We start from the raw sequence: 24,252 nt of genomic DNA, 5'->3' as shown, positions 1-24,252 counted from the left end.
TGTGCCTTCGACATAATCTCGCTTCTCCGCTGCACGACGAAGTGAATGTGTGACGGGGAAGCAGTAGTGCAGCAATACGCGGGAGTAGCTCAGTTGGTAGAGCGCAACCTTGCCAAGGTTGAGGTCGCGAGTTCGAGACTCGTCTCCCGCTCCAGATTTTTTCTGGCAGCGCGTGGTACGGCGAAGCGCTGCAGATGCAGGACACATGCGGGAGTAGCTCAGTTGGTAGAGCGCAACCTTGCCAAGGTTGAGGTCGCGAGTTCGAGACTCGTCTCCCGCTCCAGATTTTTCCGGCAGCGTGTGGTACGGCGAAGCGCTGCAGATGCAGGACAATGCGGGAGTAGCTCAGTTGGTAGAGCGCAACCTTGCCAAGGTTGAGGTCGCGAGTTCGAGACTCGTCTCCCGCTCCAAGTCATGGGAAGCCACGCTTCCCTTTTTATTTGATGGACTTCCGGTCCTCGAATAAAAATCTGTCGCTTGCCTCACGGCATCCGGACAGTCCGCTTTTGGCGCGATAGCAAAGCGGTTATGCAGCGGCCTGCAAAGCCGTTTAGGCCGGTTCGACTCCGGCTCGCGCCTCCAAGTAAGAAGAGAAAAAGCCCTGAGAAATCAGGGCTTTTTCTTTTTGTGCGCCGAGCATGGGCGCCCGCCTGCTGGTGCTAGTCCCGACATAACTGATCACCGCAAATACAGCGAAGTGCAACTGCACGAGGGTGGAAGCGTGGTGCAATGATGCGCTGATCGGCATGTGTCGCCGCACGGGCCGGCTGATCGTGGCGCGCCTCACATATTCTGTCGGGAACATGGTTTCCTCATATTATTTAATAATCTCGGAAGAGCGGGCCCCCGGTACTGTTTTGTCGGCGCTTCACGTTCGATAGACTCTAGCCGTTTCCGGTTTTCGGTCAGTTTGGCGCTGCACCCGTCAATGCGTCGAGCCGATCCTGTATGCGCACTCACGCCCGGTGCGGGCGTGCACAATGAGCAGCGAGGAGATTCATGCAACCCCGGACGGCAGCCCCTTATTTCGTTGTGGCAGTCGGTGTCGTGATCGCATGCGCGCTGATGGGCCTGTGCGTGCTGCAACTGTTCCAAAGCCGTCACGACGCACTGGAGCGGGCCAGCGAAACCTCGCGCAATCTCGGCCTGATGGCCGAGCGCGACATCGAGCGCAACTTCGAACTCTACGATCTGTCCTTGCAGGCGCTGATCCATGGTCTGCAACGTCCCGACGTGATGGCAGCGGCGCCCGCGCTGCGGCGGGGCGTGTTGTTCGATCATGCAATGACGGCGCAATTCATCGGATCGCAACTGGTGCTCGATGCCGACGGAAACATCATTCTGGATTCGGCCAACGACGTGCCGCGCAAGGGCAATTTTGCCGATCGCAAGTACTTCACCGTCCATCGCGACAACCCGAACGTAGGGCTCTATGTCAGCGATCCATTCGCGTCGCGCTTGCGCGCCGGCATGCTCAGCATTGCGCTGTCGCGGCGCATATCGAATCCGGATGGCTCGTTTGCCGGTATCGCGCTGATCGCGATTAACCTCGAATATTTCCACAAGCTGTTCGCCGGATTGTCATTGGGACAACATGGCTCGATATCGCTGATCGGCAAGGACGGCATCATGATCATGCGGCAGCCGTACGACGTCCGGACCATCGGCCGCGATCTCGGCAAAGCCGCAACGTTTCAGCGCTTCCGGCGCGCACCCGATGGCTCGTTCTCGGAAACGTCGTCGATCGACGGCGTGCGCCGTCTCTACTACTTCAAGAATTTTCCGAATCTGCCACTGATCATCATGGTCGCAGAGGCGGAGCAGGACATTTATGCCGCGTGGCGCCGCCGCGCCACGACGATTGGTCTACTCGTCGCGACATTCGGCGCAGCCTTCATTGCGCTATCCGTATTTCTCAGCGCGCAGCTGCGGCGTCGGATGCGCGCCGAATCCGAGCTCGAACTGCTGGCTCGCACCGACGGGCTCACCGGCCTCAACAATCGCCGCACCTTTGGCGAGGTTCTGGACCGGGAGTGGCGCCGTGCGCGGCGAGCCCATTCCGTTTTCTCGTTGCTGTTCGTCGATGTCGATCGTTTCAAGGCCTACAACGATACCTATGGTCACCAGGCGGGGGACGATGCGCTGGCTGCAGTCGCGCGCTGCATCGGCGACAACATTCGCCGACCGATCGATACAGCGGCTCGCTACGGCGGAGAGGAATTCGTCGTGCTGCTGCCTGACACACCAGAGACGGGGGCAGCCCAGACTGCTGAACGAATACGCGCGGCGATCAACGAACTGGCGCTCGAGCACGCCGGAAGCGAATACGGGCGCGTGACCGCCAGTATCGGGTTGGCGAGTTGGGTGCCGGATCAGGACGGCGAGCCTGGAGCGATCATCAAGGCGGCCGACGAGGCGTTGTATTACGCGAAGGCAACCGGTCGGAACAAGGTTTCCACCTTTCAGTCGTCGGTTTGACGGTGGCCCACCCGCGGAGGATTGTCGAAGTTACTTTCGTTTCGGGCCGTCGGTGACTCCGCGAAGACTTGTCATTTGCGGACGAGAAAAGTCCCGCGGGGCACTTCCTTTGCCGCGTCGCGGTGGGTGCGACGGCCGCCACGCGAGGCGAGATCACCCGTCCACCGGCTGTGCCGGCGTCTCGAGCTTCAACTGATAGAACGCCGCATCGAGCCAGCGGCCGAACTTGAATCCCGCTTCCGCGATCGTGCCTGCGTGCACGAACCCCAGCTTCGTATGCAGTGCGATGCTGCCGGCATTGGCCGCGTCGATGCAGCCCACCAGCACGTGCACCTGCGCTTCGCGTGCACGCCGGACCACTTCGCGCAGCAGCAGTTCGCCGAGCCCGCGACCGCGCTGGTCATGGCGCACGTAGACGCTGTGTTCGACCGTGTACTTGAACGCCGGAAATGCGCGGAACGTGCCCCAGCTCGCGAAGCCGAGCAGCGTGCCCGCCGCGTCGACGGCGCCGATGACCGGAAAGCCGCCCGCGCGCTTCGTCGCGAACCACGCGACCATCGCTTCCGGCGGGCGCGGCCGGTAGTCGTACAGCGCGGTCGAGTTCAGGATCGCGTCGTTCAGGATCTCGAGGATGGCCGCCGCGTGTTCGGCCTCGCTGCAATCGATCAGGCGCACGTCGTCGCGCGGTGTCGGGGAATTCATGCGGGTTCCTTCCTGTTGGCTTTAAACCGCTTGCGCACGCGATGCACGCATCACGCGCTCCGCACGGCGGCGGATGCATCGCAGATCGCGACGACATAGCGCGCGGCATGCGACGACGGATTGCTGAAGATCAGCGGCTGGTCGAGCCGCATGGCCAGACAGTCGCCTTCGTGAAGTTCGTGAAGCGTGTCGCCGAACGTGACGTCGACGCGGCCGCTGATGATCCACACCTGCTGATGCAGCGCGCTTTCGCGCCCGCCGCTGTCGTACGCGACGCGCGCGCCGGGCGGGAAATCGACCTCGACGAGCTGGAGCGGCGACGGCCAGCCGGCCGGCGACAGGTTGCGCCGCACATAGCCGGACGCCGGATCGCGCCATTCGACCTGCTGCGCGCGCCGTGCGAGCGGCTGGGCGGGCGCATCGTTCCGGTCGCCGCCGAACAGCCCGGCCAGCGATACGCCGAGGCCGGCCGCGAGCTTGTCGAGCACGATGGCGGTCGGGCTGGCCGATGCGCGTTCGATGAGCGAGATCATCGAACGGCTGACGCCGGAGCGCGCGGCCAGCGCGTCGAGCGTGTAGCCTCGAACGGTGCGCAGATCGCGCACGCGCCGGGCAATGCGTTCGTTGATGCCGGTATCGTCGGCTGCGGTGATCGCAGATTCTTTCATGATGGATAGATTTTCCAGCAAACTGGAATTCGATGTCAACGGCATTTGCCGCGGCTCGTCGAGCGAGGCGGGAGTCGAATGGCTTGCCCGGGCGTCGCGCGCGGCGTAATATACGAAACAGCTACGTTTCGTTTAATTGGGGATATATGGGCATCATCAAGATTTCCGAGCACATGCATGAACGGCTGCGCTCGACGAGCACGGCGCTGAGCCGGTCGATCAACGCGCAGGCCGAACACTGGCTGCGCGTCGGGATGCTGGCGGAACTCAACCCGGCGCTGTCCTACGGCGACATCTGCAAGATGTTGATCGAAGCCGAGGCGCGGGGCGGCGACGCGAGGGCGGCGGAACCGGTCGCGCATCACATCGAGCAGGTGGCGTAATGGCGAAGCGAGAAATCCCGATCCGCGGCGCCGCGGAAATCGCGAAATCGCGCGAAGCCGCGAAGCTCGCGTCGCAGGTGCTGACGATGATCACCGAGCATGTGAAGCCGGGCGTCACCACCGACGAGCTGGACGCGCGCTGTCGCGAGTACATCGTCGACGAGCTGGGTGCGATCCCCGCGAACATCGGCTACCACGGCTATCCGAAGACGCTGTGCACGTCGGTGAACCACGTGGTCTGTCATGGCATTCCGACGTCGCGGCCGATGCGCGACGGCGACATCGTGAACCTCGACATCGCGGTGATCAAGGACGGCTGGTTCGGCGACACGAGCCGCATGTATTTCGTCGGCGAACCGAACGAACTCGCGCGGCGGCTCGTCGCGGCGACCTACGAGGCGATGCATGCCGGCATCCGCGCGGTGCGTCCGGGCGCGACGCTCGGCGACGTCGGCTACGCGATCCAGCAGGTCGCGCATCGCGAAGGGTTCAGCGTGGTGCGCGAGTATTGCGGGCACGGCATCGGCGACGTCTATCACGACGAGCCGCAGGTGCTGCACTACGGCCGCCCGGGCACCGGCGTACCGCTGCGGCCGGGGATGATCTTCACGATCGAGCCGATGCTCAACGCGGGCAAGCGCGATACGCGCGTGCTGGCCGACGGCTGGACGGTCGTCACGAAGGACCATTCGCTGTCCGCGCAGTGGGAGCACATGGTCGTGGTGACGGAAACGGGCTTCGAGGTGCTGACCGAGGATGCGACGCCGCAGGCGTTCGCCGCGTCTTCCGGCGCGCACGCAGCCTGACGCGGCCTGATGCGGCCAGCGCGCCGCATCCGGCGGCGCGGCGTTGCAATGAAACGGGCCCCTTCGCGGGGCCCGTGTCGTTCGCGGCGGCCGGCGCCGCCGCGCAGCGACGGTCAACCGCGCGCCTTCCGCCACGCGTGTTCGACGAACACGCGGCACAGCGCTTCCATTCCTTTGCGGTCTTCGTCGTCGAAGCGCGCGGCGACCGGGCTATCGACATCCCATACGCCGATCAGCGTGCCGTCGCCCGCCACCAGCGGCACGACGATTTCCGATTCCGACGCCGCATCGCACGCGATATGGCCGGGGAAGTCGTGCACGTCGCGCACGACCTGCGTCTCGCGGGTTTGCGCGGCCGTGCCGCACACGCCCTTGCCGAGGGCGATCCGCACGCACGCGGGCTTGCCCTGGAACGGCCCGACCACGAGCTCGGTGCCGTCGAAGAAGTAGAAGCCGGCCCAGTTCAGGCGATCGAGCGAGTGATAGACAAGCGCGGAGAAATTCGCCGCATTGGCGGTCAGGTCGCGTTCGGACTCGACGAGCGCGCGGGCCTGCTCGACGAGCGTCGCGTATTGATCGGCCTTGGAGGCGGTGGGGTCGTTGGACAGCGTGAACATGGCGGGAAAGCGATAGGGGTTGTCAAAAGGCGCACTGACGGCGCACTGCGCGTACCGCAGTCTACGGCACGCGCGGGCGGTCTGCAGCGCACGATGTGGTGGGACGCGGTGCGCTCAGTCGGGTTCGAGCTCGGCGAACCGCTCCGCCAGAAAGTCGAGCAGCGCCCGGACCGCGGGCAGCAGCCCGCGACGCGATGCGAACACCGCGTGCACGATCTCGCGACGCGGCGCCCAGTCGGGCAGGACGGTCGTCAGTTCGCCGCGTGCGACTTCGTCGCGCACCATCATCGTCGGCAACTGCACGATGCCGACGCCTGCGGCGGCCGCCGCGCGCAGCGCGAGCATGCCGCCCGTGACGAGGCGCGGCTGGTGGTGGATTTCCGCCTGCGCGCCGTCGGGTCCGCGCAGCCGCCACACGTGGGTGGACTGCGGCACGCCGTGATCGAGGCTCGGCAGGCGCGCGAGATCGGCGGGAACGGCCGGCACGCCGTGCTCGCGCAGCAGCGCAGGGCTCGCGACGAGACACTGGCCGCGCTCGGCGAGCACGCGCAGCGCGAGATCGCTGTCCTCGAGCGGCGGCGGACGCACGCGGATCGCGACGTCGATCCCTTCGCCGACCACGTCGACGCGCCGGTTGGTCGCTTCCAGATGGATCTCGACGCGCGGGCAGGCGGCCATGAACGCGGCGATCATCGTGCCGACCAGCGAATCGAGCAGCACGATCGGGCAACTGACGCGCACGATGCCGCGCGGCTCCTCGTGCAGCAGCGCGATCGCCTCGTCGGCGGCGTCGGCCTCGACGAGCATCGCGCGGCAATGCGCGTAATAGGTCTGGCCGACGTCGGTGACCGTGAAGCGGCGCGTCGAACGCTGGATCAGCCGCATCCCGAGCCGCGCCTCGAGCAGCGCGATGCGGCGGCTCAGCTTCGATTTCGGCATGTCCAGCGCGCGTCCGGCCGGCGCGAAGCCGCCGTGTTCGACGACCTGCACGAAGTAGTAGAGATCGTTGAGATCCCGCGCTTTATCGTTCATGAAATGGAACGCTGAGTGCGATTTCGGCAGTCTACCGGATGGATCGTTCCATCTCTATATTGTTATTCAAGGATGCGAAACACGGGTTTCGCCGCAATATGGAGAAGGGCAATGAAGAAGATCCAGGGTGTCTACAGTGCGCCGCGCGGCCATTGGGTCGGCGACGGTTTCCCGGTGCGTTCGATGTTCAGCTACCAGTCTCACGGCGCGCATCTGAGCCCGTTCCTGCTGCTCGACTACGCCGGCCCCGCGAACTTCGAGCCGGCTTCGGCGCCGCGCGGGGTCGGCCAGCACCCGCACCGCGGCTTCGAAACGGTGACGATCGTCTACGACGGCGAAGTCGCGCACCGCGACTCGACCGGCGCGGGCGGCACGATCGGCCCGGGCGACGTGCAGTGGATGACGGCCGCGAGCGGGATCCTGCACGAGGAATTCCACTCGGAGGCGTTCACGAAGCGGGGCGGCCCGCTCGAGATGGTGCAGCTGTGGGTGAACCTGCCCGCCGCGGACAAGATGGGCGCGCCGGGCTACCAGACGCTGCTGAACGCCGATATCCCGGTGGTCGAGCTGCCGGACGGCGCGGGGCGGGCCCGGATCATCGCCGGTGAACTCGACGGGCGGCGCGGCCCGGCCCGCACACACACGCCGATCGACGTGTGGGACGTGCGGCTCGTGGCAGGCGGCCATGCGCGGTTCCCGGTCGCCGAAGGGCGGACGCTCGCGGTGGTCGTGCTGGGCGGCACCGTGCTGGTGAACGGCGAGACGGTGGCGCGCGAAGCGCAGTTCGTACAACTCGGCCGCGACGGCAGCGACGTCGAGATCGAAGCGAACGGCGACGCGAAGCTGCTGATCCTGAGCGGCGAGCCGATCGACGAGCCCGTCGTCGGTTACGGCCCGTTCGTGATGAACTCGCAAGAAGAAATCCGGACCGCGATCGACGATTTCAACAGTGGCCGCTTCGGCAAGATGCCGGCATGACGGCTTGATGAGCAGGCCCCGCGCGACGCGGGGCTTTTTTTCGCGCGCGGGCTGGCGGTCGCGCGCCATGTGCGCTTCGAGGCATAATCGACGGTTGCCGCGCGCCGGTCGGCGCGCCCGAATCAGGACCGCACATGAACGCCTCCGCACCCGCCGCATCCCCGAGCGCCGCCGATCTCGACTGGCGCTGGAAACCCTTCGACGCGCTGACGGCGCGCGAAATCTATTCGATCCTCGAAGCGCGCAGCGCCGTCTTCGTCGTCGAACAGAACTGCGTGTATCGCGACATCGACGATGCGGATCAGGCCGCATGGCACCTGGCGGCCTTCGATCCGGCCGGCCGCCTGGCCGGTTATCTGCGCGTGCTGCTGCCCGACGCGCAGCACACCGACGTGCGCATCGGCCGCGTGCTGACGACCGCCGCGTTTCGCGGCGCGGGCCTCGGCAACGGGCTGCTGTCGCGCGCGCTCGAGCATATCCGTGCGCAGTGGCCGGAAACGCCGGTGAGCCTGCATGCGCAGGCCCACTTGCAGCGTTTCTACGGGGCATTCGGCTTCACGCCGAGTTCGGACGTGCATGACGAGGACGGCATTCCGCACGTGTGGATGAGCAGCGCGCGCGCGTGACGCGCGCCGCGGCGGTCAGTGCGCGGCGCGTGCGACCGGCGGCTCGTCCGCACGCTGCGCGGCCCGTTCGCCGATCAGGCGCCCGCGCGCGGACAGCCGCAGCCAGTGCCGCAGCGCGATCAGCGCGCCGATCACGCTCATCATCGAGCCGGGAATCCACAGCAGCAGGCCGCCGATCTGCTGGTCGCGCATCGGGCTCAGCCACGTGAACGCGCGGCCGCAGATCGAGTAGATCGGATACAGCTCGTGCGGCGTGAAGAAGATCAGCGCGCCGAGCGCGATCTGCGGCGGGATCGCCGCGACGACGATCAGGATCCGGCGGCCCGGCGACAGCCGCGCGGGCGGCGCGGGACGCGGATCGACGACGAGCCACCAGAACAGCAGCCCGTCGATCACCATGCTCCAGTTCATCACGCGATACAGGCGCCAGTCGAGCATCGCGATGAAATGGATGGGCGACAGCAGCCAGAAATAGATCAGCCCGACGAACAGCACGACCGCGACGACCGGATGGAACACCACGTCGAGCGTCGCCCGTACCGGCGCCCACGCAAGCGCGGGACGCACGAAGCGCTGCCGCCAGCGGAATGGAATGCCCGCCCGGATCGCCGCACCCGGATAGGACAGCGCGATGAAGAACGGCCCGAGGTGATGCAGCACGAGGTGCTGCGCGCGGTGCAGGAAGAATTCGTGCTCGAAGAAATAGTCGAGCCGCGTATGCAGCGCGATGTAGAGCGCCGCCAGCCCGAACCAGAACGAGAACTGCCGCAGCGGCGACACCTTCGCCTTCTTCACGCCGCGCGCGAACAGCACGGCGGCCGTCAGCACCGCGATGACCACGGTCGGCGACGGTTCCCACGGATCGAGCCAGTACAGGAGGTTCATCGCGCGCGCATCACTTCGCCTTGGCCGGCGATTTCACGGCGAACGGCGCATCGACCGTTTCGCCGTCGGAAAATTTCAGGCGCAGGTGCACGGTGTCGCCCGGCTTGATCGCGTGCTTCGGCTCCTCAAGCATGAAGTGATAGCCGCCCGGCGCGATGTCGACCTTGCCGCGCGCGGGGATCGTCAGCTTGTCGACCATTTCCATCTTCTGCGTCGAGCCGTTCGATACCGTCTGGTGCAGCATCGCCATCCCGTAGTCGGGGCTGTCGACGTCGACGAGGTCGATCGGCTTGTCGCCGGTATTCACGAGCGTCACGTAGCCGCCGGCGGGCAGCTTGTTCGGCAGCCACCGCACCCACGCGTTCTGCGCGCTGATCGCGCCGGCGGCATATGCGTGGGCGCCGGCGCACAGCGCGGCGAGGAGGGTGAACGTCTTGAGTGTCGTTTTCGTGTTCATGGCGCGGTTCAGGTCGAGGAGGCGGTGTCGATGATCCGGCGCACATCGGCGGCGATGGCGTCGGGCGAATCGCGATCGGTCGCGAGCAGGCGCGCGCGGCCGGTCGCGTCGAAGATGTAGACGGCCGAGCTGTGCGTGACTTCGTAGCCGCCGGACGGATCGCGTTTTTCCATCTGGTACGCGACGCGATAGCGCTTGGCGAGCGACTCGATCTGGCCGTCGGTGCCGGTCAGCCCGCGCGCATGCGCGGGGTCGAACGCGGCGACATAGGACTGCATCGCCTGCGGCGTATCGCGCGCGGGATCGACCGATACGAACAGAATGCGCACGTTGTCCGCCTGGGGGCCGAGCTTCGCGAGCACGTCCATCAGCCGCGCCAAGGTTTCGGGGCAGACATCGGGGCAGTGCGTGTAGCCGAAGTAGACGAGCGCGACCCGGCCGCGGAACGCATCGGCGTCGACGGGACGGCCGTCGCCGCCCGTCAGCCTGAACGACAGGTCGGGCAGGTGGCCGGTGACGTTGGTCAGGTTCCAGCGCGGCTCGTCGCGCGTGCACGCGGCGAGCGCCACGGCGGCGGCGAGGGCCGCGGACCTGCGGATGAGGCGGAAGAGGCGAGACGGCATCCTGGGCTCGATCGGGCGAAATGGGTGACCGGCCGGCGCGATGCCATGCGTCGCGCGGCAGGCGGTTGCGACTGTAGCGCAATTCGCGCGCCTGCGTCGTTTTGAAACCGGTACGGTGCCGGCCAGCGGGGCAATATGTCGCAGTTGACGCGGCGGGCGGCGCGAGGTCCGCGCTGCCCCGGTTTCGCCCATCTGGGGGCGCAGGCGCGGTAAGATGCGCACAACTCCATTCGCAGCGGCGGCCGGCGTGTGCCGGCCGGCCCTCAGACTATCGAATCGATGCAATCCGTTCCGGCTTCCCTGTCCCTGACCGATACCGCGTTCTTCTTCGACTTCGACGGCACGCTCGTCGAGTTGGCGCCGACGCCCGACAGCATTCGCGTTCCGCCGTCGCTGCTGACGCTGCTCGACGAATTGTCGCGCCGCTCGCACGGCGCGGTCGCGATCGTGTCCGGGCGCGGCATCGACAACCTCGACACGTTCCTGAAGATGCCCGGCCTGCCGATCGCCGGCCTGCACGGCGCGGAGCGCCGCGATGCGAACGGCGACACGCAGCGCATCGGCTTCAACGACGAACGCCTGCTGCGCATCGAGCGCGAGCTTGCCGACGTGGTCGACCGCCATCCGGGCATGCTGCTCGAAATCAAGGGCGCGGCCGTCGCGCTGCACTTTCGCAATGCGCCCGAGCGCGAGGCGGTGGCGCGCGAGGCGGCCGAGCGCCTCGTCGCCGACTATGCGGATGCGTACGTGCTGCAACCGGGCAAGATGGTGTTCGAGATCAAGCCGAAGGGCGTCGACAAGGGCCGCGCGCTGGCCGCGTTCCTCGACGAGCCGCCGTTCGCGGGCCGCGTGCCGCTGTTCGCGGGCGACGACCTGACCGACGAGAAGGGCTTCGCGGTGGTCAATGCGCGCGGCGGCCTGTCGATCAAGATCGGCGCGGGCGAGACGTCCGCGCGTATGCGGCTCGATTCGGTCGATGCCCTGCATGAGCAGATCGCACGCTGGCTCGGCGCGGGGCAGCCGCACGCATGAGCCGGCTCATCATCGTTTCAAACCGCGTCGCGCCGATCTCGGAAGGCGAACCGGCGGCGGGCGGCCTCGCGATCGGCGTCTATGACGCGCTGAAGGAAACCGGCGGCATGTGGTTCGGCTGGAGCGGCGACGTGGTCGCGTCCGGCGCGCCGCAGCCGCAGATCCGCATCGAGGAGCGCGGGCCCGTGACGTTCGCGACCGTCGGGCTGTCGCGCCGCGATTACGACCAGTATTACCGCGGTTTCTCGAACGCGACGCTGTGGCCCGCGTTCCATTACCGCGCGGACCTGATCCAGTACGATCGCCACGAATTCGACGGCTACCGCCGCGTCAACGTGTGGCTCGCGCAGCAGCTCGTGCCGCTGCTGCAGGACGACGACGTGATCTGGGTGCACGACTATCATCTGATTCCGTTCGCGCGCGCGCTGCGCGACGCCGGCGTGAAGAACCGCATCGGCTTCTTCCTGCACATCCCGTTTCCGGCCGCGCAGGTGCTCGTCAACGTGCCGCCGCACCGCGAGCTCGTCGAGTCGCTGTGCGCGTTCGATCTGCTCGGCTTCCAGACCGAGCCCGACCTGCGCGCGTTCTGCGATTACGTCGAGTTCGAGGCGGGCGGCGACGTCGAGCGCGACGGGAATACGGTAAGCGTGCATGCGTTCGGCCAGACGCTGCGCGCGGCCGCCTATCCGATCGGCGTGTATCCGGACGAGATCGCGTCGCTCGCGCAGGCCGGCGAGAACGGCAAGGCGGTGCGTACGCTCGCGACGTCGCTACGCGGGCGGCAACTGATCATGAGCGTCGACCGGCTCGATTATTCGAAGGGGCTCGTCGAGCGCTTCCGGGCCTTCGAGAAGCTGCTCGAGCACCAGGCGTCGATTCGCAACCGCGTGTCGTTCCTGCAGATCGCGCCGTCGACGCGCGCGGACCTGCGCGCATACCAGGACATCCGCCTGCAGCTCGAAGCGGAGTCGGGGCGCATCAACGGGCGCTACGCGGAACTCGACTGGGCGCCGATCCTCTACATTCACCGCCAGTACGACCGCCAGTTGCTGGCCGCGCTGTACCGGCTCGCGCGCGTGGGCTTCGTGACGCCGCTGCGCGACGGGATGAACCTCGTCGCGAAGGAGTACGTGTCCGCGCAGAATCCGGACGATCCGGGCGTGCTGGTGCTGTCGCGCTTTGCGGGCGCCGCACGCGAGCTTACCGGCGCGCTGATCGTCAATCCGATCGATATCGACGGGATGGCCGATGCGCTGTCGCAGGCGTTGACGATGCCGCTCGCCGAGCGGCGCGCGCGCTACGCGGACATGATCGCGCAGCTTCGCGAGAACAACGTGTCGGTGTGGCGGGACAATTTCCTGCGCGATCTGCAGCAGGTCTGACTGGATTGCCCCCGCTGCAATTGAAAAAGCCGCCGTGCGCAAGCAAGGCGGCTTTTTCGTCGGCGGTATGCCGGCGCGTCAGGCCACGCGTTCGCCGGTCGGCGTGTTGCCGTCGGCGGGCGCCGCGTGATGGCGGCCGTGCTGCTTCGCGAGCAGGTCGCGATACAGGCCGGGACGGTTGCGCAGCACGTCGGGCGGGCCGTCGTCGATCACCTTGCCGTTGCTCATCACGATGATGCGGTCGAAGTTGCGCAGCGTCGACAGGCGGTGCGCGATCGCGATCACCGTGCGGCCGACCATCAGGCGGTCGAGCGCGCTCTGGATCGCTTCCTCGGACGCGCTGTCGAGCGCCGACGTCGCTTCGTCGAGCAGCAGGATCGGCGCATCCTTCAGGATCGCGCGCGCGATCGCGATGCGCTGGCGCTGGCCGCCCGACAGCTTGACGCCGCGGTCGCCGACGATCGTGTCATAGCCTTCCGGCATCGCCTCGATGAATTCCGCGCAGCGCGCGTCGCGCGCCGCGGCGAGCACTTCCTCGCGGGTCGCGTCGGGGCGGCCGTACGCGATGTTGTCGTAGATCGTCCGATGCAGCAGCGAGATGTCCTGCGGCACCAGCGCGATCGCATGGCGCAGGCTGTCCTGCGTGATGCCCTTCACGTCCTGGCCGTCGATCTTCACGACACCGTCCTGCGTGTCGTAGAAGCGCTGCAGGAGCGCCAGCACGGTCGACTTGCCGGCGCCCGACTTGCCGATCAGGCCGACACGCTGGCCCGGCTCGATATGGAGGTCGAAATGGTCGAGGATCGCGCGGCGGTGCGTGTACGCGAACGTCACGCGCTCGAAGTCGACGCGGCCGCCCGTGGCCGACAGCGGTTGCGCGTCGGAACGGTCCGGCATCCCGTGCGGTTCGAGCAACGTCTTCACCGCTTCGGACAGGCGTGCGACGTGCTGCGTGACGTCGACGAGCGCGACCGCGAGGTCGCGCGTGCCGTGCAGGATCGTGAAGCCGAGCGAGCTGACGAGCACGATGTCGCCCGACGTCGCGCGGCCCTGGTCCCACAGCCACAGCGCCCAGCCGAGCAGGCCGGCGGACAGCATCGCGGTGATCACCGCGTGCAGCAGGCGCAGCTTTTCGAGATAGAGCAGGCTTTGCTGGCGCGCATCCATCTCCGCCTTGACCGTCGCGCTGAAGCGCTTCTGTTCGCGCAGCGTCATCCCGAACGCGCGCACGAGGCCCATGTTGCCGATCACGTCGACGAGCTCGCCGTCGACCGCCGCGGCCTTCGCCGCGAATGCGTGATGGCGTGCCGAGCCGCGGCCGGCCAGCTTGAACAGGATGACGGACAGCACGGCCGAACAGCCGAGCAGGCCGGCCGCCATCAGCGGATTGACGACGATGATCATCAGGATCGCGCCCATCACCGCGATGCACGGCGGCAGCACGTTCCACGCCATCGTGTTCTCCGACGTGTAGACCGCGTTCGACGTGGCCGTGATGCGGCTGGCGAGCGTGCCCGGCTGCTTCTCCGAGTAATACGTCGGCGAATGGCCGATCAGGTACTGGAACAGGTCGCGCCGCAGGTCGCCGGTGACCGCGACGAACGTGTGCGCGGCGACCCAGCCGCCGACGCGCCACAGCAGGTTGTCGGCCGCGATCAGGCCGACGAGCAGCGCGAACGCGCTCCACAGCGGGCCGGGATGATGCCGCCCGGTCGCCAGCACGTCGATCAGGTGCTTGATCGCATATTGGGAGCCGAGCGCGCAGCCGACGGCGGCCAGCACGCTGCAGAGCACCACCAGGTGGGCGACCGGATGGAGGCGGATGTAGCGGAACAGGAACGCGATCGGCCGATGCGCGTAGCTCGACAGCTTCGCGTTGTGGGCGTTGCGCTGGGCAGGGGTGAGAGATTCCAAAATATGCGTGCGGTGATTCGGTGATTGAGCGTGGCGGCTGGATCGCAGGCCGGCGCGCTCGGACTGAATAATCCGGCATTGTAAACAAGGCCGCGCGTCGCGCTGCGCGAATCTTGCCTTGGCCAGGGGCTCGCGTTCGATTTTGAGATAAAATCCGGCATCCCGTCCTGCCGCGTGTGCCGAAATCACGCTGCCGGCAGCTGCGGGTTAACGAGGATCGCCAAAACGGCCTTCCACTCTAGAACGGACGCCCGAGTCCGCGGGTTGCAAAGTGTTGCGCCTTTGTAACAAAGTAAAGAGTTTGAAATGTCGTGCGCCGTATCGGGATTAACCCTAGATAATCGGCTCCGGGTTCGATTCCAGGTTTTTTACGAACCCCTGTCAACGGGTCTTCGTTTCAAACGTTCTATGCCTGTCGCGTCGACGACGCTCCTTGAGCAGCGCGGGTTCGACGCCCCGGCAGGCTGATTCGTCCGACTTTCGGACGACATGCATCCCGGCCCCCGGCAGGTTGCCGACCCATACCTGGTTTTTTGCCGATTTTTTAGGAGTTACGCATGCGAATCGCCCAAATCGCTCCGTTGCATGAAGCGGTGCCCCCGAAACTGTACGGCGGTACCGAGCGAGTGGTGTCCTACCTCACCGAAGCACTCGTCGAGATGGGGCATGACGTCACGCTCTTCGCGAGCGGCGATTCGCAGACCTCCGCGAAGCTCGAAGCGTGCTGGCCGCAGGCGCTGCGCCTCGACCCGACCATCCGCGACGTGATGGCCCCGCACATGCTGCTCCTCGAGCAGGTGCGCCGCCGCGCGGAAGAGTTCGATGTCCTGCACTGCCACATCGACTACTACCCGTTCTCGCTGTTCTCGCGCCAGCCGGTCCCGCATCTGACGACGATGCACGGCCGTCTCGACCTGCCGGAGCTGCAGCCGATCTTCAACGCATTCAGCGACGTGCCGGTCGTGTCGATCTCCGACAACCAGCGCATCCCGCTGCCGCAGGCGAACTGGCTGTCGACCGTGTATCACGGCCTGCCGGAAAACCTGCTGACGCCGATCCCGAACGTGAAGCCGAGCTACCTCGCGTTCCTCGGCCGCATCTCGCCGGAAAAGCGCGTCGACACCGCGATCCGCATCGCCGAGCAGGCCGGCCTGCCGATCAAGATCGCCGCGAAGCTCGACAAGGCCGACCGCGCGTACTACGAAGAGAAGATCAAGCCGCTGTTCGCGCTGCCGCACGTCGAGTACATCGGTGAAATCAGCGAAGCCGAAAAGACCGAATTCCTCGGCAACGCGCACGCGCTGCTGTTCCCGATCGACTGGCCGGAGCCGTTCGGCCTGGTGATGATCGAGGCGATGGCCTGCGGCACGCCGGTGATCGCGTTCAAGCGCGGCTCGGTGCCGGAAGTGATCGACAACGGCGTGTCGGGCTTCGTCGTCGAAGACGAACTGTCGGCCGTCGCCGCGCTCAAGCGCCTCGATACGCTGCCGCGCGAAAAGGTTCGCGCCGCGTTCGAAGCCCGTTTCTCGTCGAAGGTGATGGCGCAGAACTACGTGAAGGGCTACGAGGAACTGCTGCGCCAGAAGCGCCGCACGGTGCTCCGCGAAGTCAACGCAAGCTGATTGCGGGCCGCCGCACGGCGGCGCGCGACCGTACGACGCCCCGTCCGGGTCTTCCGGCGGGGCGTTGTCACATCCGCGGCGCGGATGTGTTGTATTCTCGCCGCGCCCGGCGCCGCGAACCGCCTTCGAAGCGGCCCGGCACGCCATCCGGCCGTCTGTCCAGACGGTAATGTCCCTATAATGGCCGTGCCGTGAAATCCGGCCCGGTACGAATATCCAGAGGAGAGCAGTCTTGGCGAGAACGAAAACCACGCGCGCAGCGCCGGCCCCCGGCGCCGGTGTGATCTTCGCGTTGCGCGCGATCGGTCTCGTGCTGCTCGCGCGCTGGCTGTTCTCGATGTCCCAGATGGGCTATCGCTCGTCGCTGTCGGCGATGGTGTCGTCGCCGTGGGCATTCATCTACCTCATCCTGATCTTCCTGCTGCTCGCGTTGCCGGGTGCCGCCGCACGGGCCGAGCGGCCGTTCCATCCGCTGCCGCAGTGGCTGCGCCAGGCGCTGCGCGCGTTCGCGCTGATCGGTTTCCTGTTCGCGGTGTGGTCGATCGGCGCCTTCACGTGGGCGGCCGGCTGGCGCCGCGCGCTGCACGCGGTGACGGCCACCAACGGCTGGCTCGTCGCCGCGCCGGCGCTGTACGCGGCGATCGTGTGGATCTGCCGGCCGCGGCCGCTGTGGCGGACCAACGTGGCCGCGCGCCGCTTCGCGGTCGGCCGGTATGCGATCTCGCTCGACATGCTGACGCGCACCGCGATCGTCTGGATGGAAAGCCGCAAGGTCGGCCAGTACGACGCGCGCGAACTGTCGGTGCGCTGGCCCGGCCGCGCGGCGCCCGCCGCGGGCGAACAGGGCGTGCAAGGCGCGCAGCCGGTGGTCGTGCCGCCGCGTCGCGGCAGCCTGTTCAATCGACCGAAGGTGGAGCTGCTGTGGGATTCGCCGGCGGCTGTCGGCCACAACCGGCAGATCGTGATGCGCACGCCGCTCGCGACCGAAGGCGACCGCGTCGCGGTGCTCGCGCTCGACGCGGCGCTCAAGCAAATCGTCTGACACGGCCCGCGCACGGACGCGGGCGACAAGGAGGCGCGATGATCGTCCGTTGGTTGCTGGCTGCCATCCACCTGAGTGCGTTCGGCGTCGCGTTTGCCGCGATCGCGGCGCGTAACCGCGCGTTGCGCCGGCTCGTCGCGTCGGCGCAGGCGGCCGATTTGCCCGGCGTGTTCAAGGCGGATGCGCTCTGGGGGCTGTCCGCGCTCGTCCTGATCGCGACGGGCCTCGCGCGTGCGTTCGGCGGTTTCGAAAAAGGGACCGCGTACTACCTGCACGAACCGCTCTTTCACCTGAAGATGACCGCGCTCGTGCTGATCCTGCTGCTCGAGGTCGTGCCGATGCTGGGGCTGATCCGCTGGCGTGTCGCCGCGCGGCGGCAGCAGATGCCCGATATCGGCCGTGCGCGCACCTATGTGCGGATCGGCCACTGGCAGGCGGTGCTGGTGATCGTCATCGTGTTCGCCGCGTCGGGGATGGCGCGGGGGATTGGTGCGGCCGGCTAGGTGCGGCCGGCTAGGGACGCCCGCTCAGGGGATCCCCGGCTAGAGGCGGCCGCCCGGGCGTGACCGGGCGACGTTGCCGCCCGGTCGGTCCGTGCTCAGCGCACGAGGCACGGGCGCTTGTTGTTGAACGTCCAGCCCGGAATCAGATACTGCATCGCCGCCGCGTCGTCGCGGGCGCCGAGGCCGTGCTGCTTGTACAGCTCGTGCGCGCGCGCGACCGCATCCATGTCGATGTCGATGCCGAGCCCCGGCCGCTTCGGCACGTCCACCAGCCCGTTCTCGATCTTCAGCGGCTCGCGCGTCAGCCGTTCGCCGTCCTGCCAGATCCAGTGCGTATCGATGGCGGTGACCTGGCCCGGCGCCGCAGCCGCGACGTGCGTGAACATCGCGAGCGACACGTCGAAGTGGTTGTTCGAATGCGAACCCCACGTGAGGCCCCAGTCGCGGCACATCTGCGCGACCCGCACCGAGCCCTGCATCGTCCAGAAGTGCGGATCGGCGAGCGGGATGTCGACGGCGTGCAGCTGCACCGCATGGCCCATCTGCCGCCAGTCGGTCGCGATCATGTTGGTCGCCGTCGGCAGCCCCGTCGCGCGGCGGAATTCGGCCATCACCTCGCGGCCCGAGTAACCGTTCTCCGCGCCGCAGGGATCTTCCGCGTACGCGAGCACGTGATGCTGGTCGCGGCACAGCCGCACGGCCTCGTCGAGCGACCATGCGCCGTTCGGATCGAGCGTCACGCGCGCGTCGGGGAAGCGCTCGGCGAGCGCCGTCACGGCCTCGATCTCGCTTGCCCCTTCGAATACGCCGCCCTTCAGCTTGAAGTCGTTGAAGCCGTAGCGCGCATGCGCGGCTTCGGCGAGCCGCACGACGGCTTCGGGCGTCAGCGCGGCTTCGTCGCGCACGCGCGTCCAGTCGTCGGTCGCGCCGCGGCCGTCGCGATAGGGCAGCGCCGTCTTCGTGCGATCGCCGATGTAGAACAGGTAGCCGAGCATCTCGACACGCTCGCGCTGCTGGCCTTCGCCGAGCAGCGCGGCGACCGGCACGCCGAGATGCTGACCGAGCAGGTCGAGCAGCGCGGCCTCGAGCGCGGTGACCGCGTGGATCGTCGTGCGCAGGTCGAAGGTCTGCAGCCCGCGGCCGCTCGCGTCGCGGTCGGCGAAGGTGCGTCGCACGTCGTTGAGCACCGCATGATAGTTGCCGACCGGCTGGCCGACGACGAGCGCGCGCGCGTCGTCGAGCGTGCGGCGGATGCTTTCGCCGCCCGGCACTTCGCCGACGCCCGTGCGACCCGCGCTGTCCTTCAGGATCACGAGGTTGCGGGTGAAGAACGGGCCGTGCGCGCCGCTCAGGTTGAGCAGCATGCTGTCGTGGCCGGCGACCGGAATCGCTTGCAGGTCGACGATGCGCGGCGTGTCGGGGGAGGGCGAGGCAGTGACGGCGTTCATGGGCGGCGATGGCGAGAGAGTGGGCGATGCCGTGCGGCAAAAGCTTTGCCGCGCGCGGCGGGAGGTGCGATCATTCGACAACCGACGTGCGCGGCGCGCAAGGCCCGCATGTCGACGCAACCCGGAACGGGGTGAAAGCGGCAACCGGGCCGGCGGCACGCGAAACGCGAACGCGGCCCGATTGTCACGCACGGGACCGGGGGCGGTGCTGAACGGCCGACCTGAGTCGACAGGAGATCCGTGCGCCGATCATCAGTCGTCGGATGACTTGTGACGCAGTATAATGAATCATCGGCTTTCGCTCAAACCCCGCGTAAACCCTCGGCTCACATTACGATCATTCAAAAAGGAACCGGCCACATGTCCGTGCCTACGCTTCCCGCAGCGCCGCGCCGTCGCGCACGCAGCCTCGCACAAGATGTCGTCGACGCGCTGACCGCGCAGATCGAAAACGGCACGCTGCGTCCCGGCGACAAGCTGCCGACCGAAACCGAAGTCATGGCGGCGCAGGGCGTGAGCCGCACGGTCGTGCGCGAGGCGATCTCGCGGATGCAGGCGAGCGGCCTCGTCGAGACGCGCCATGGCATCGGCAGCTTCGTGCTGGAGCCGTCGCGCCGCCAGACGCTCGGCATCGATCCCGCGACGATCACGACGCTGCGCGACGTGCTCGCGGTGCTGGAGCTGCGCATCAGCCTCGAAAGCGAGTGCGCGAGCCTGGCCGCGCAGCGCGCGAACGATGCCGACCTCGCCGCGCTGCGGCGCGCGCTCGACGCGATCGCGACGGGCGCGGGCGGCGGCCGCGACACCGCGCAGCTCGACTTCCAGTTCCACCTGCAGATCGCGCAATCCACCGGCAACCGCTATTTCGTCGACATCATGACGCAGCTCGGCACGTCGATCATCCCGCGCACGCGCGTGAACTCGGCGCGCTTTGCCGGCGACGACCTCGAGCGTTACGTGGGCCGGCTGAACCACGAGCACGAGGACATCTACGAGGCGATCGCGCGCCACGACCCGGAAGCGGCCCGCGCCGCGATGCGCACGCACCTCACGAACAGCCGCGAGCGGCTGCGCCGCGCGCACGAGGCGGCGGAGGCCGAGGCCGGCTGACCGCTGGCTGGGGCGGGGGGCCGCGCGGCGGCGGGCCTGGTCGAATCGCTTCAACATCAGTCGTCATACGAGATCGGTGCGAGCCGCGCCGGTCTCAGCGGCGAGGCGGCGTTTCCGCCGCCGGCCGCCTCCGTCGCCGATCAGCCTCCCTTCGTCACGATCGTCTTCCACGCGCCATTCTTCACCTGGTACAGCGTCGACATCCCACTCTTCAGCGAGCCGTCGTTCGCGAACGAGATGCGGCCGGTCACGCCTTCGAAGTCGATTTTCTTGAGCGCCGGGCGATAGGCCTTCGGGTCGGTCGAGTTGGCCGCCTGCATCGCCTTGATCGCCGCCCACGCCGCGTCATAGCCGAACTGCGCATACGACAGCACGTCGACGCCGAAGCGCTTCTTGAAGCGTGCCTCGAAATCCTTGCCCTGCGGCAGCTCGTCGAGCGGACGGCCGTATTCCCATGCCATCGCGCCTTCGGCGGCCGGGCCCGCGATCTTGATGAACTCGTTGTCCTTCACGCCGCCGCCGCCGACGAACTGTGCATTCAGCCCGAGCTGGCGCATCTGCTTGATGAAGTTCGCGGCGAGCGAATCGAGGCCGCCGAAGAAGATCAGGTCGGGATTCTTGGCCTTCAGGCTCGTGATCTGCGCGCGGAAATCGACCGCCTGGTTGTTGGTGAATTCGCGGCCGATGAGGTTGCCGCCCGCGGCCTTCACGGCCTTCTCGAATTCGTCGGCCTCGCCCTGGCCGAACGCGGTGCGGTCGTCGATGATCGCAATGCGCTTCGCCTTCGTCACCTCGACCGCGTACTTGCCCGCGTTGCCCGCATTCTGGCCGTCGGTCGCGATCACCATGAACATGTTCGCGAGCCCGCGCGACGTGAGCGTCGGGTTGGTCGCGGCCGGGTCGATCACCGGAATGCCGGCCTTGTCGTAGACCACCGACGCCGGAATCGTCGTCCCCGAGTTGAAGTGGCCGACCACGACCGACACGTTCTGGTCGACCAGCGCCTGCGCGGCCTGCACGCCGATGCGCGGGTCGGCCTGGTCGTCCTGCACGACGAGATTGAAGCGGGCGGGCTTGCCGGCGATCTGCACCTTCTGCGCGGCCGCATCGTCGAGCGCGAGCTGGACACCGTTTTGCAGATCCTTGCCGTAGCCGGCGTTCACACCCGTGAGCGGCGCGGCGAAGCCGACCTTCACGTCGGTTGTGTCGGCCGCCTGCGCGGCCTGTTGCGAGAGGAGGGCAAGCGCGGATGCGATGGACACCGACAGCAGGGAATGACGGAATTTCATGTTGTTCCTCTTGTTCGACACCGGCGAGTGGATACCGCGCGCACCAGGACGGGCCGGGCGCGTGCGACGGGCGGGCGGTTCGACCGCTTCTCGGAATCGGGCGGGGAGGTCGGCATCGTGATCCTCGGAAACATCTCCCGGCAGGCTCCGCGAAGAGCCCCGATTGCCTCGATATATAGGTCGCCGATATGCGCGGGTCTTGGAAATTTGCCGCGCATTCGATGCGGATTTGCGCATAGCTTCCGCGCGACCGGCCACGGCCGGTATCGGGAGTTTCCCGTCGCGAACGGAACGGGCGCGGGGAAGGGGGGAGCGGTGCGGGGCAAGGGCGCGGCGCGGCCTGTCGGGGCCGCGCCGCGCGTGGGCCGACGTCAGTCGGACAGGGCGTCCGAGGCGGCCTCGGCGTCGTCGTGCGACGCGGTCGTGCGGATCAGCGGGTCGCTGGTGCTCGGGCGGCCCGTTTCGACGTGGCCGGCGAAGCGGCGCAGGAAGCCGAGCTGCCGGCCGTCGCTGACGGTCAGGTCGTACCAGCCGTGGCTGCCGCGCAGGTCCCAGTAATCGTCGACGTGCGCGCCCGGCGCGAGATCGAACGTACGCGCGTGACCGTGGCCGTACGCGTTCGTGACCTTGAGCCGCACCGCCTTGTGGCCGCGGTTCATCAGGCGCAGCGTGATGTTGCCGTTCGCGACGTCGTAGCCGTAGATCACTTCGGGGTTCACGTTCGCGCTGCCGACGCCGGTCGCGAACGGGCCGCGGAAATGGCAGTAGAAGCCGTTCGGGCCGTACACGTCGAGGTCGTACAGGCCGAGCGAGGCGGCCGCGCTCCACGTATCGGCGATGCGTTTGCCGGCTTCGACCGTGTACGTCCACGGGCCGTCGACGCGGTTGCGCGACTGGACCTGGAACGCGGCGCCCGCGCGGCCCGTGTTCGCGAAGGTCAGCCGGAACTGGCCGTTCGCGGCTTCGACTCGGCCGTGCACGAACAGCTCGTACGGCAGCGCGCGCGCCGGGCGCAGCCCGGCTTCCTGTTTCGGCAGCTTCTGCAGCACCGGCGGCACCGGGATGTAATCGGGGTGGCGATTGCGATCCGGCGGCGCGTAGCCGCTCGTATCGGGCAGCGTCGGCCAGCCGGCATCGGCCGTCGCGAAATCGAACGCGGCGGTCAGGTCGCCGCACACCGCGCGACGCCACGGCGACACGTTGGCGGCCGTGACCGGATACTGCGCGCCGAACCGCGCCTCGATGAATTGCAGCAGCGACGTGTGATCGAAGGTCTGCGAGCAGACCCACCCGCCCTTGGTCCACGGCGACACGACCAGCATCGGCACGCGTGGCCCGAGCCCGTACGGGCCGGCCATGTGCGATGCGTCGCCGGCGAATACCTCGTTGGTCGTCGCGACCGTCGACAGCCCGTTCTCGCGCGACTGCGGCGCGAACGGCGGCGGCACGTGATCGAAGAAGCCGTCGTTTTCGTCGTACGTGATGAAGAGGGCGGTCTTGCTCCACACGTCGGGATTCGACACGAGCGCCTTCAGCACCTGCTCGATGTACCACGCGCCGTAGTTCGCGGGCCAGTTCGGGTGCTCGGAATACGCTTCCGGCGCGCAGATCCACGACACCTGCGGCAGCGTGCCGTTCTTCACGTCCTGTTGCAGCACGTCGAACAGCGTGCCGCCGGCGCTGATGTTGGTGCCGGTGCGCGCCTTGTCGTACAGCGGCGTGCCGGGCAGCGCGGTGCGGTACTGGTTGAAGTAGAGCAGCGCGTTGTCGCCGTAGTTGCCGATGTACGGGTTCTGCGTCCAGCCCCACGAGCCGTTCGCGTCGAGCCCCGTGCCGACGTCCTGGTAGATCTTCCACGACACGCCGGCCTGTTCGAGCACTTCCGGATACGTCGTCCAGCCGTAGCCCTTTTCCTCGTTGCCGAGCACCGGGCCGCCGCCCGTGCCGTCGTTGCCGACGTAGCCCGTCCACATGTAGTAGCGGTTCGGGTCGGTCGAGCTCGGGATCGCGCAGTGGTACGCGTCGCAGATCGTGAACGCGTCGGCGAGCTGGTAATGGAACGGGATGTCGTCGCGCTTGAGGTACGCCATCGTCGTGGTGCCCTTGTTCGGCACCCACTGATCGTAGCGGCCCTTGTTCCACGCGGCGTGCATGTCCTGCCAGCCGTGCGGCAGGTCCTGCAGGAACTGCAGGCCGAGCTTGTCCGCGCCGGGGTGGAACGGCAGCAGTTCGGCCGGGCCGACCGGCTGGTGAAACACCGACTTGCCGTTCGCGAGGCGCAACGGGCGCGGGTCGCCGAAGCCGCGGACACCGCGCATCGTGCCGAAGTAGTGGTCGAACGAGCGGTTCTCCTGCATCAGGATCACGATGTGTTCGATGTCGCGGATCGTGCCGGTGCGGCGGTTCGCGGGAATCGCGAGCGCATCCCGGATCACGGGCGGAAACAGGTTCAGCGCGGCGGCGCCGGCAGTGCCGGCGGCGACGCGCAGGAAGTCACGACGGTTCGATCGGGTCATGGTCGTTATCGTGCGGTAAAGGGGGAGCCGATTGGCGGGACCTGCGGGAAAGGCGCGCACCGAATCGCAGGATGCGGCTGCGTCGGTGCGTGCCGCCGCGAGCATAGCGAGGAATCGGTGTCATTCATGTGAAGTCCGG

General features: G+C 67.4%; 23 protein-coding genes and 4 tRNA genes. 15 read left to right on the top strand and 12 right to left on the bottom strand.

What is annotated here, in order from left to right; translation table 11 throughout:
- Nucleotides 1-78 precede the first annotated feature (78 nt).
- From LGM42_RS15305 to LGM42_RS15290, 4 genes are all read left to right on the top strand, one after another.
- A tRNA-Gly gene (locus tag LGM42_RS15305) sits at nt 79-154 on the top strand.
- A gap of 53 nt (nt 155-207) precedes the next feature.
- Nucleotides 208-283, top strand: a tRNA-Gly gene (locus LGM42_RS15300).
- Nucleotides 284-334: 51 nt separating this feature from the next.
- Nucleotides 335-410, top strand: a tRNA-Gly gene (locus LGM42_RS15295).
- A gap of 98 nt (nt 411-508) precedes the next feature.
- A tRNA-Cys gene (locus LGM42_RS15290) sits at nt 509-582 on the top strand.
- Here LGM42_RS15290 and LGM42_RS15285 read toward each other — a convergent pair.
- On the bottom strand, nt 551-805 hold the full coding sequence (locus LGM42_RS15285) for a hypothetical protein (protein ID WP_226232611.1): 255 nt from the start codon (nt 803-805) through the stop codon (nt 551-553). The two genes, LGM42_RS15290 and LGM42_RS15285, sit on opposite strands and share 32 nt — an antisense overlap.
- Nucleotides 806-999: 194 nt before the next feature.
- On the opposite strand from LGM42_RS15285, the gene LGM42_RS15280 reads away from it, so the two are divergent.
- On the top strand, nt 1,000-2,478 hold the full coding sequence (locus LGM42_RS15280) for a sensor domain-containing diguanylate cyclase (protein WP_060313265.1): 1,479 nt from the start codon (nt 1,000-1,002) through the stop codon (nt 2,476-2,478).
- A 153-nt stretch (nt 2,479-2,631) separates the two neighbouring features.
- Here the strand turns inward: LGM42_RS15280 and LGM42_RS15275 are convergent, their stop codons facing one another.
- Together LGM42_RS15275 and LGM42_RS15270 are read right to left on the bottom strand one after the other, a co-directional pair.
- Complete coding sequence (locus tag LGM42_RS15275; RefSeq protein ID WP_060965765.1) at nt 2,632-3,180, bottom strand: GNAT family N-acetyltransferase; 549 nt, start codon at nt 3,178-3,180, stop codon at nt 2,632-2,634.
- Nucleotides 3,181-3,230: 50 nt separating this feature from the next.
- Entirely contained in the window at nt 3,231-3,848 is a 618-nt protein-coding gene (locus LGM42_RS15270; protein WP_226232610.1) for a helix-turn-helix domain-containing protein, read from the bottom strand.
- A 146-nt stretch (nt 3,849-3,994) separates the two neighbouring features.
- On the opposite strand from LGM42_RS15270, the gene LGM42_RS15265 reads away from it, so the two are divergent.
- Nucleotides 3,995-4,231, top strand: a complete 237-nt coding sequence (locus tag LGM42_RS15265) for a ParD-like family protein (RefSeq protein ID WP_059573988.1) — start codon at nt 3,995-3,997, stop codon at nt 4,229-4,231.
- The gene (gene map / locus LGM42_RS15260) at nt 4,231-5,037 is read left to right on the top strand and encodes a type I methionyl aminopeptidase (RefSeq protein WP_059573987.1); all 807 of its coding nucleotides are present in this window, start codon (nt 4,231-4,233) and stop codon (nt 5,035-5,037) included. The genes LGM42_RS15265 and map overlap by 1 nt, the downstream gene beginning before the upstream one ends.
- A 113-nt stretch (nt 5,038-5,150) precedes the next feature.
- On the opposite strand, the gene LGM42_RS15255 is transcribed toward map, so the two are convergent.
- Together LGM42_RS15255 and LGM42_RS15250 are read right to left on the bottom strand one after the other, a co-directional pair.
- A complete protein-coding gene (locus LGM42_RS15255) occupies nt 5,151-5,654 on the bottom strand; it encodes a GAF domain-containing protein (protein ID WP_059573986.1) in 504 nt (167 codons plus the stop codon).
- A 114-nt stretch (nt 5,655-5,768) separates the two neighbouring features.
- A complete protein-coding gene (locus LGM42_RS15250) occupies nt 5,769-6,686 on the bottom strand; it encodes a LysR family transcriptional regulator (protein ID WP_226232609.1) in 918 nt (305 codons plus the stop codon).
- A 111-nt stretch (nt 6,687-6,797) separates the two neighbouring features.
- Here LGM42_RS15250 and LGM42_RS15245 point away from each other — a divergent pair, with 111 nt between their 5' ends.
- Nucleotides 6,798-7,664: a pirin family protein gene (locus LGM42_RS15245; protein ID WP_226232608.1), complete on the top strand. Its 867-nt coding sequence runs from the start codon at nt 6,798-6,800 to the stop codon at nt 7,662-7,664.
- Between the two features lie 134 nt (nt 7,665-7,798).
- Nucleotides 7,799-8,290 (top strand): GNAT family N-acetyltransferase, encoded by a 492-nt coding sequence (locus LGM42_RS15240; RefSeq protein WP_226232607.1) that lies wholly within the window; start codon nt 7,799-7,801, stop codon nt 8,288-8,290.
- Between the two features lie 15 nt (nt 8,291-8,305).
- On the opposite strand, the gene LGM42_RS15235 is transcribed toward LGM42_RS15240, so the two are convergent.
- The 3 genes from LGM42_RS15235 to LGM42_RS15225 are packed head-to-tail and all read right to left on the bottom strand — an operon-like array spanning nt 8,306 to nt 10,255.
- Nucleotides 8,306-9,175 (bottom strand): cytochrome c oxidase assembly protein, encoded by an 870-nt coding sequence (locus tag LGM42_RS15235; protein WP_060313281.1) that lies wholly within the window; start codon nt 9,173-9,175, stop codon nt 8,306-8,308.
- Nucleotides 9,176-9,185: 10 nt separating this feature from the next.
- Nucleotides 9,186-9,632 carry a copper chaperone PCu(A)C gene (locus LGM42_RS15230; protein WP_060313284.1) on the bottom strand — a complete coding sequence of 149 codons (447 nt, stop codon included), beginning with the start codon at nt 9,630-9,632 and terminating at the stop codon, nt 9,186-9,188.
- An 8-nt stretch (nt 9,633-9,640) separates the two neighbouring features.
- The gene (locus LGM42_RS15225; protein WP_226232606.1) at nt 9,641-10,255 is read right to left on the bottom strand and encodes an SCO family protein; all 615 of its coding nucleotides are present in this window, start codon (nt 10,253-10,255) and stop codon (nt 9,641-9,643) included.
- A gap of 279 nt (nt 10,256-10,534) precedes the next feature.
- Here LGM42_RS15225 and otsB point away from each other — a divergent pair, with 279 nt between their 5' ends.
- Together otsB and otsA are read left to right on the top strand one after the other, a co-directional pair.
- Nucleotides 10,535-11,287 carry a trehalose-phosphatase gene (gene otsB, locus LGM42_RS15220; RefSeq protein ID WP_060313290.1) on the top strand — a complete coding sequence of 251 codons (753 nt, stop codon included), beginning with the start codon at nt 10,535-10,537 and terminating at the stop codon, nt 11,285-11,287.
- The gene (otsA, locus tag LGM42_RS15215; RefSeq protein ID WP_059573978.1) at nt 11,284-12,669 is read left to right on the top strand and encodes an alpha,alpha-trehalose-phosphate synthase (UDP-forming); all 1,386 of its coding nucleotides are present in this window, start codon (nt 11,284-11,286) and stop codon (nt 12,667-12,669) included. Before otsB ends, otsA begins: the two co-directional genes overlap by 4 nt.
- Nucleotides 12,670-12,747: 78 nt before the next feature.
- On the opposite strand, the gene LGM42_RS15210 is transcribed toward otsA, so the two are convergent.
- Nucleotides 12,748-14,583, bottom strand: a complete 1,836-nt coding sequence (locus LGM42_RS15210; protein WP_226232605.1) for an ABC transporter ATP-binding protein — start codon at nt 14,581-14,583, stop codon at nt 12,748-12,750.
- 557 nt (nt 14,584-15,140) lie between these two features.
- On the opposite strand from LGM42_RS15210, the gene LGM42_RS15205 reads away from it, so the two are divergent.
- From LGM42_RS15205 to LGM42_RS15195, 3 genes are all read left to right on the top strand, one after another.
- Complete coding sequence (locus tag LGM42_RS15205) at nt 15,141-16,205, top strand: glycosyltransferase family 4 protein (protein WP_034186533.1); 1,065 nt, start codon at nt 15,141-15,143, stop codon at nt 16,203-16,205.
- A gap of 232 nt (nt 16,206-16,437) precedes the next feature.
- Nucleotides 16,438-17,247 (top strand): hypothetical protein, encoded by an 810-nt coding sequence (locus LGM42_RS15200; protein ID WP_226232604.1) that lies wholly within the window; start codon nt 16,438-16,440, stop codon nt 17,245-17,247.
- A gap of 38 nt (nt 17,248-17,285) precedes the next feature.
- A complete protein-coding gene (locus LGM42_RS15195; RefSeq protein ID WP_059573975.1) occupies nt 17,286-17,750 on the top strand; it encodes a DUF2214 family protein in 465 nt (154 codons plus the stop codon).
- Between the two features lie 95 nt (nt 17,751-17,845).
- On the opposite strand, the gene gudD is transcribed toward LGM42_RS15195, so the two are convergent.
- The gene (gudD, locus tag LGM42_RS15190) at nt 17,846-19,198 is read right to left on the bottom strand and encodes a glucarate dehydratase (protein ID WP_226232603.1); all 1,353 of its coding nucleotides are present in this window, start codon (nt 19,196-19,198) and stop codon (nt 17,846-17,848) included.
- Between the two features lie 360 nt (nt 19,199-19,558).
- Here gudD and LGM42_RS15185 point away from each other — a divergent pair, with 360 nt between their 5' ends.
- The gene (locus LGM42_RS15185) at nt 19,559-20,308 is read left to right on the top strand and encodes a FadR/GntR family transcriptional regulator (protein ID WP_011544971.1); all 750 of its coding nucleotides are present in this window, start codon (nt 19,559-19,561) and stop codon (nt 20,306-20,308) included.
- A gap of 140 nt (nt 20,309-20,448) precedes the next feature.
- Here LGM42_RS15185 and LGM42_RS15180 read toward each other — a convergent pair whose 3' ends face one another.
- Nucleotides 20,449-21,597, bottom strand: coding sequence for a branched-chain amino acid ABC transporter substrate-binding protein (locus LGM42_RS15180; protein WP_060313301.1), 1,149 nt, complete (start codon nt 21,595-21,597; stop codon nt 20,449-20,451).
- A gap of 371 nt (nt 21,598-21,968) precedes the next feature.
- A complete protein-coding gene (locus tag LGM42_RS15175; protein WP_059573972.1) occupies nt 21,969-24,113 on the bottom strand; it encodes a phosphocholine-specific phospholipase C in 2,145 nt (714 codons plus the stop codon).
- Nucleotides 24,114-24,252: the final 139 nt, after the last annotated feature.

Source organism: Burkholderia sp. AU39826, assembly GCF_020419965.1.
GTDB lineage: Bacteria > Pseudomonadota > Gammaproteobacteria > Burkholderiales > Burkholderiaceae > Burkholderia > Burkholderia semiarida.
This window is presented reverse-complemented; position numbering and strand designations above follow the sequence as displayed.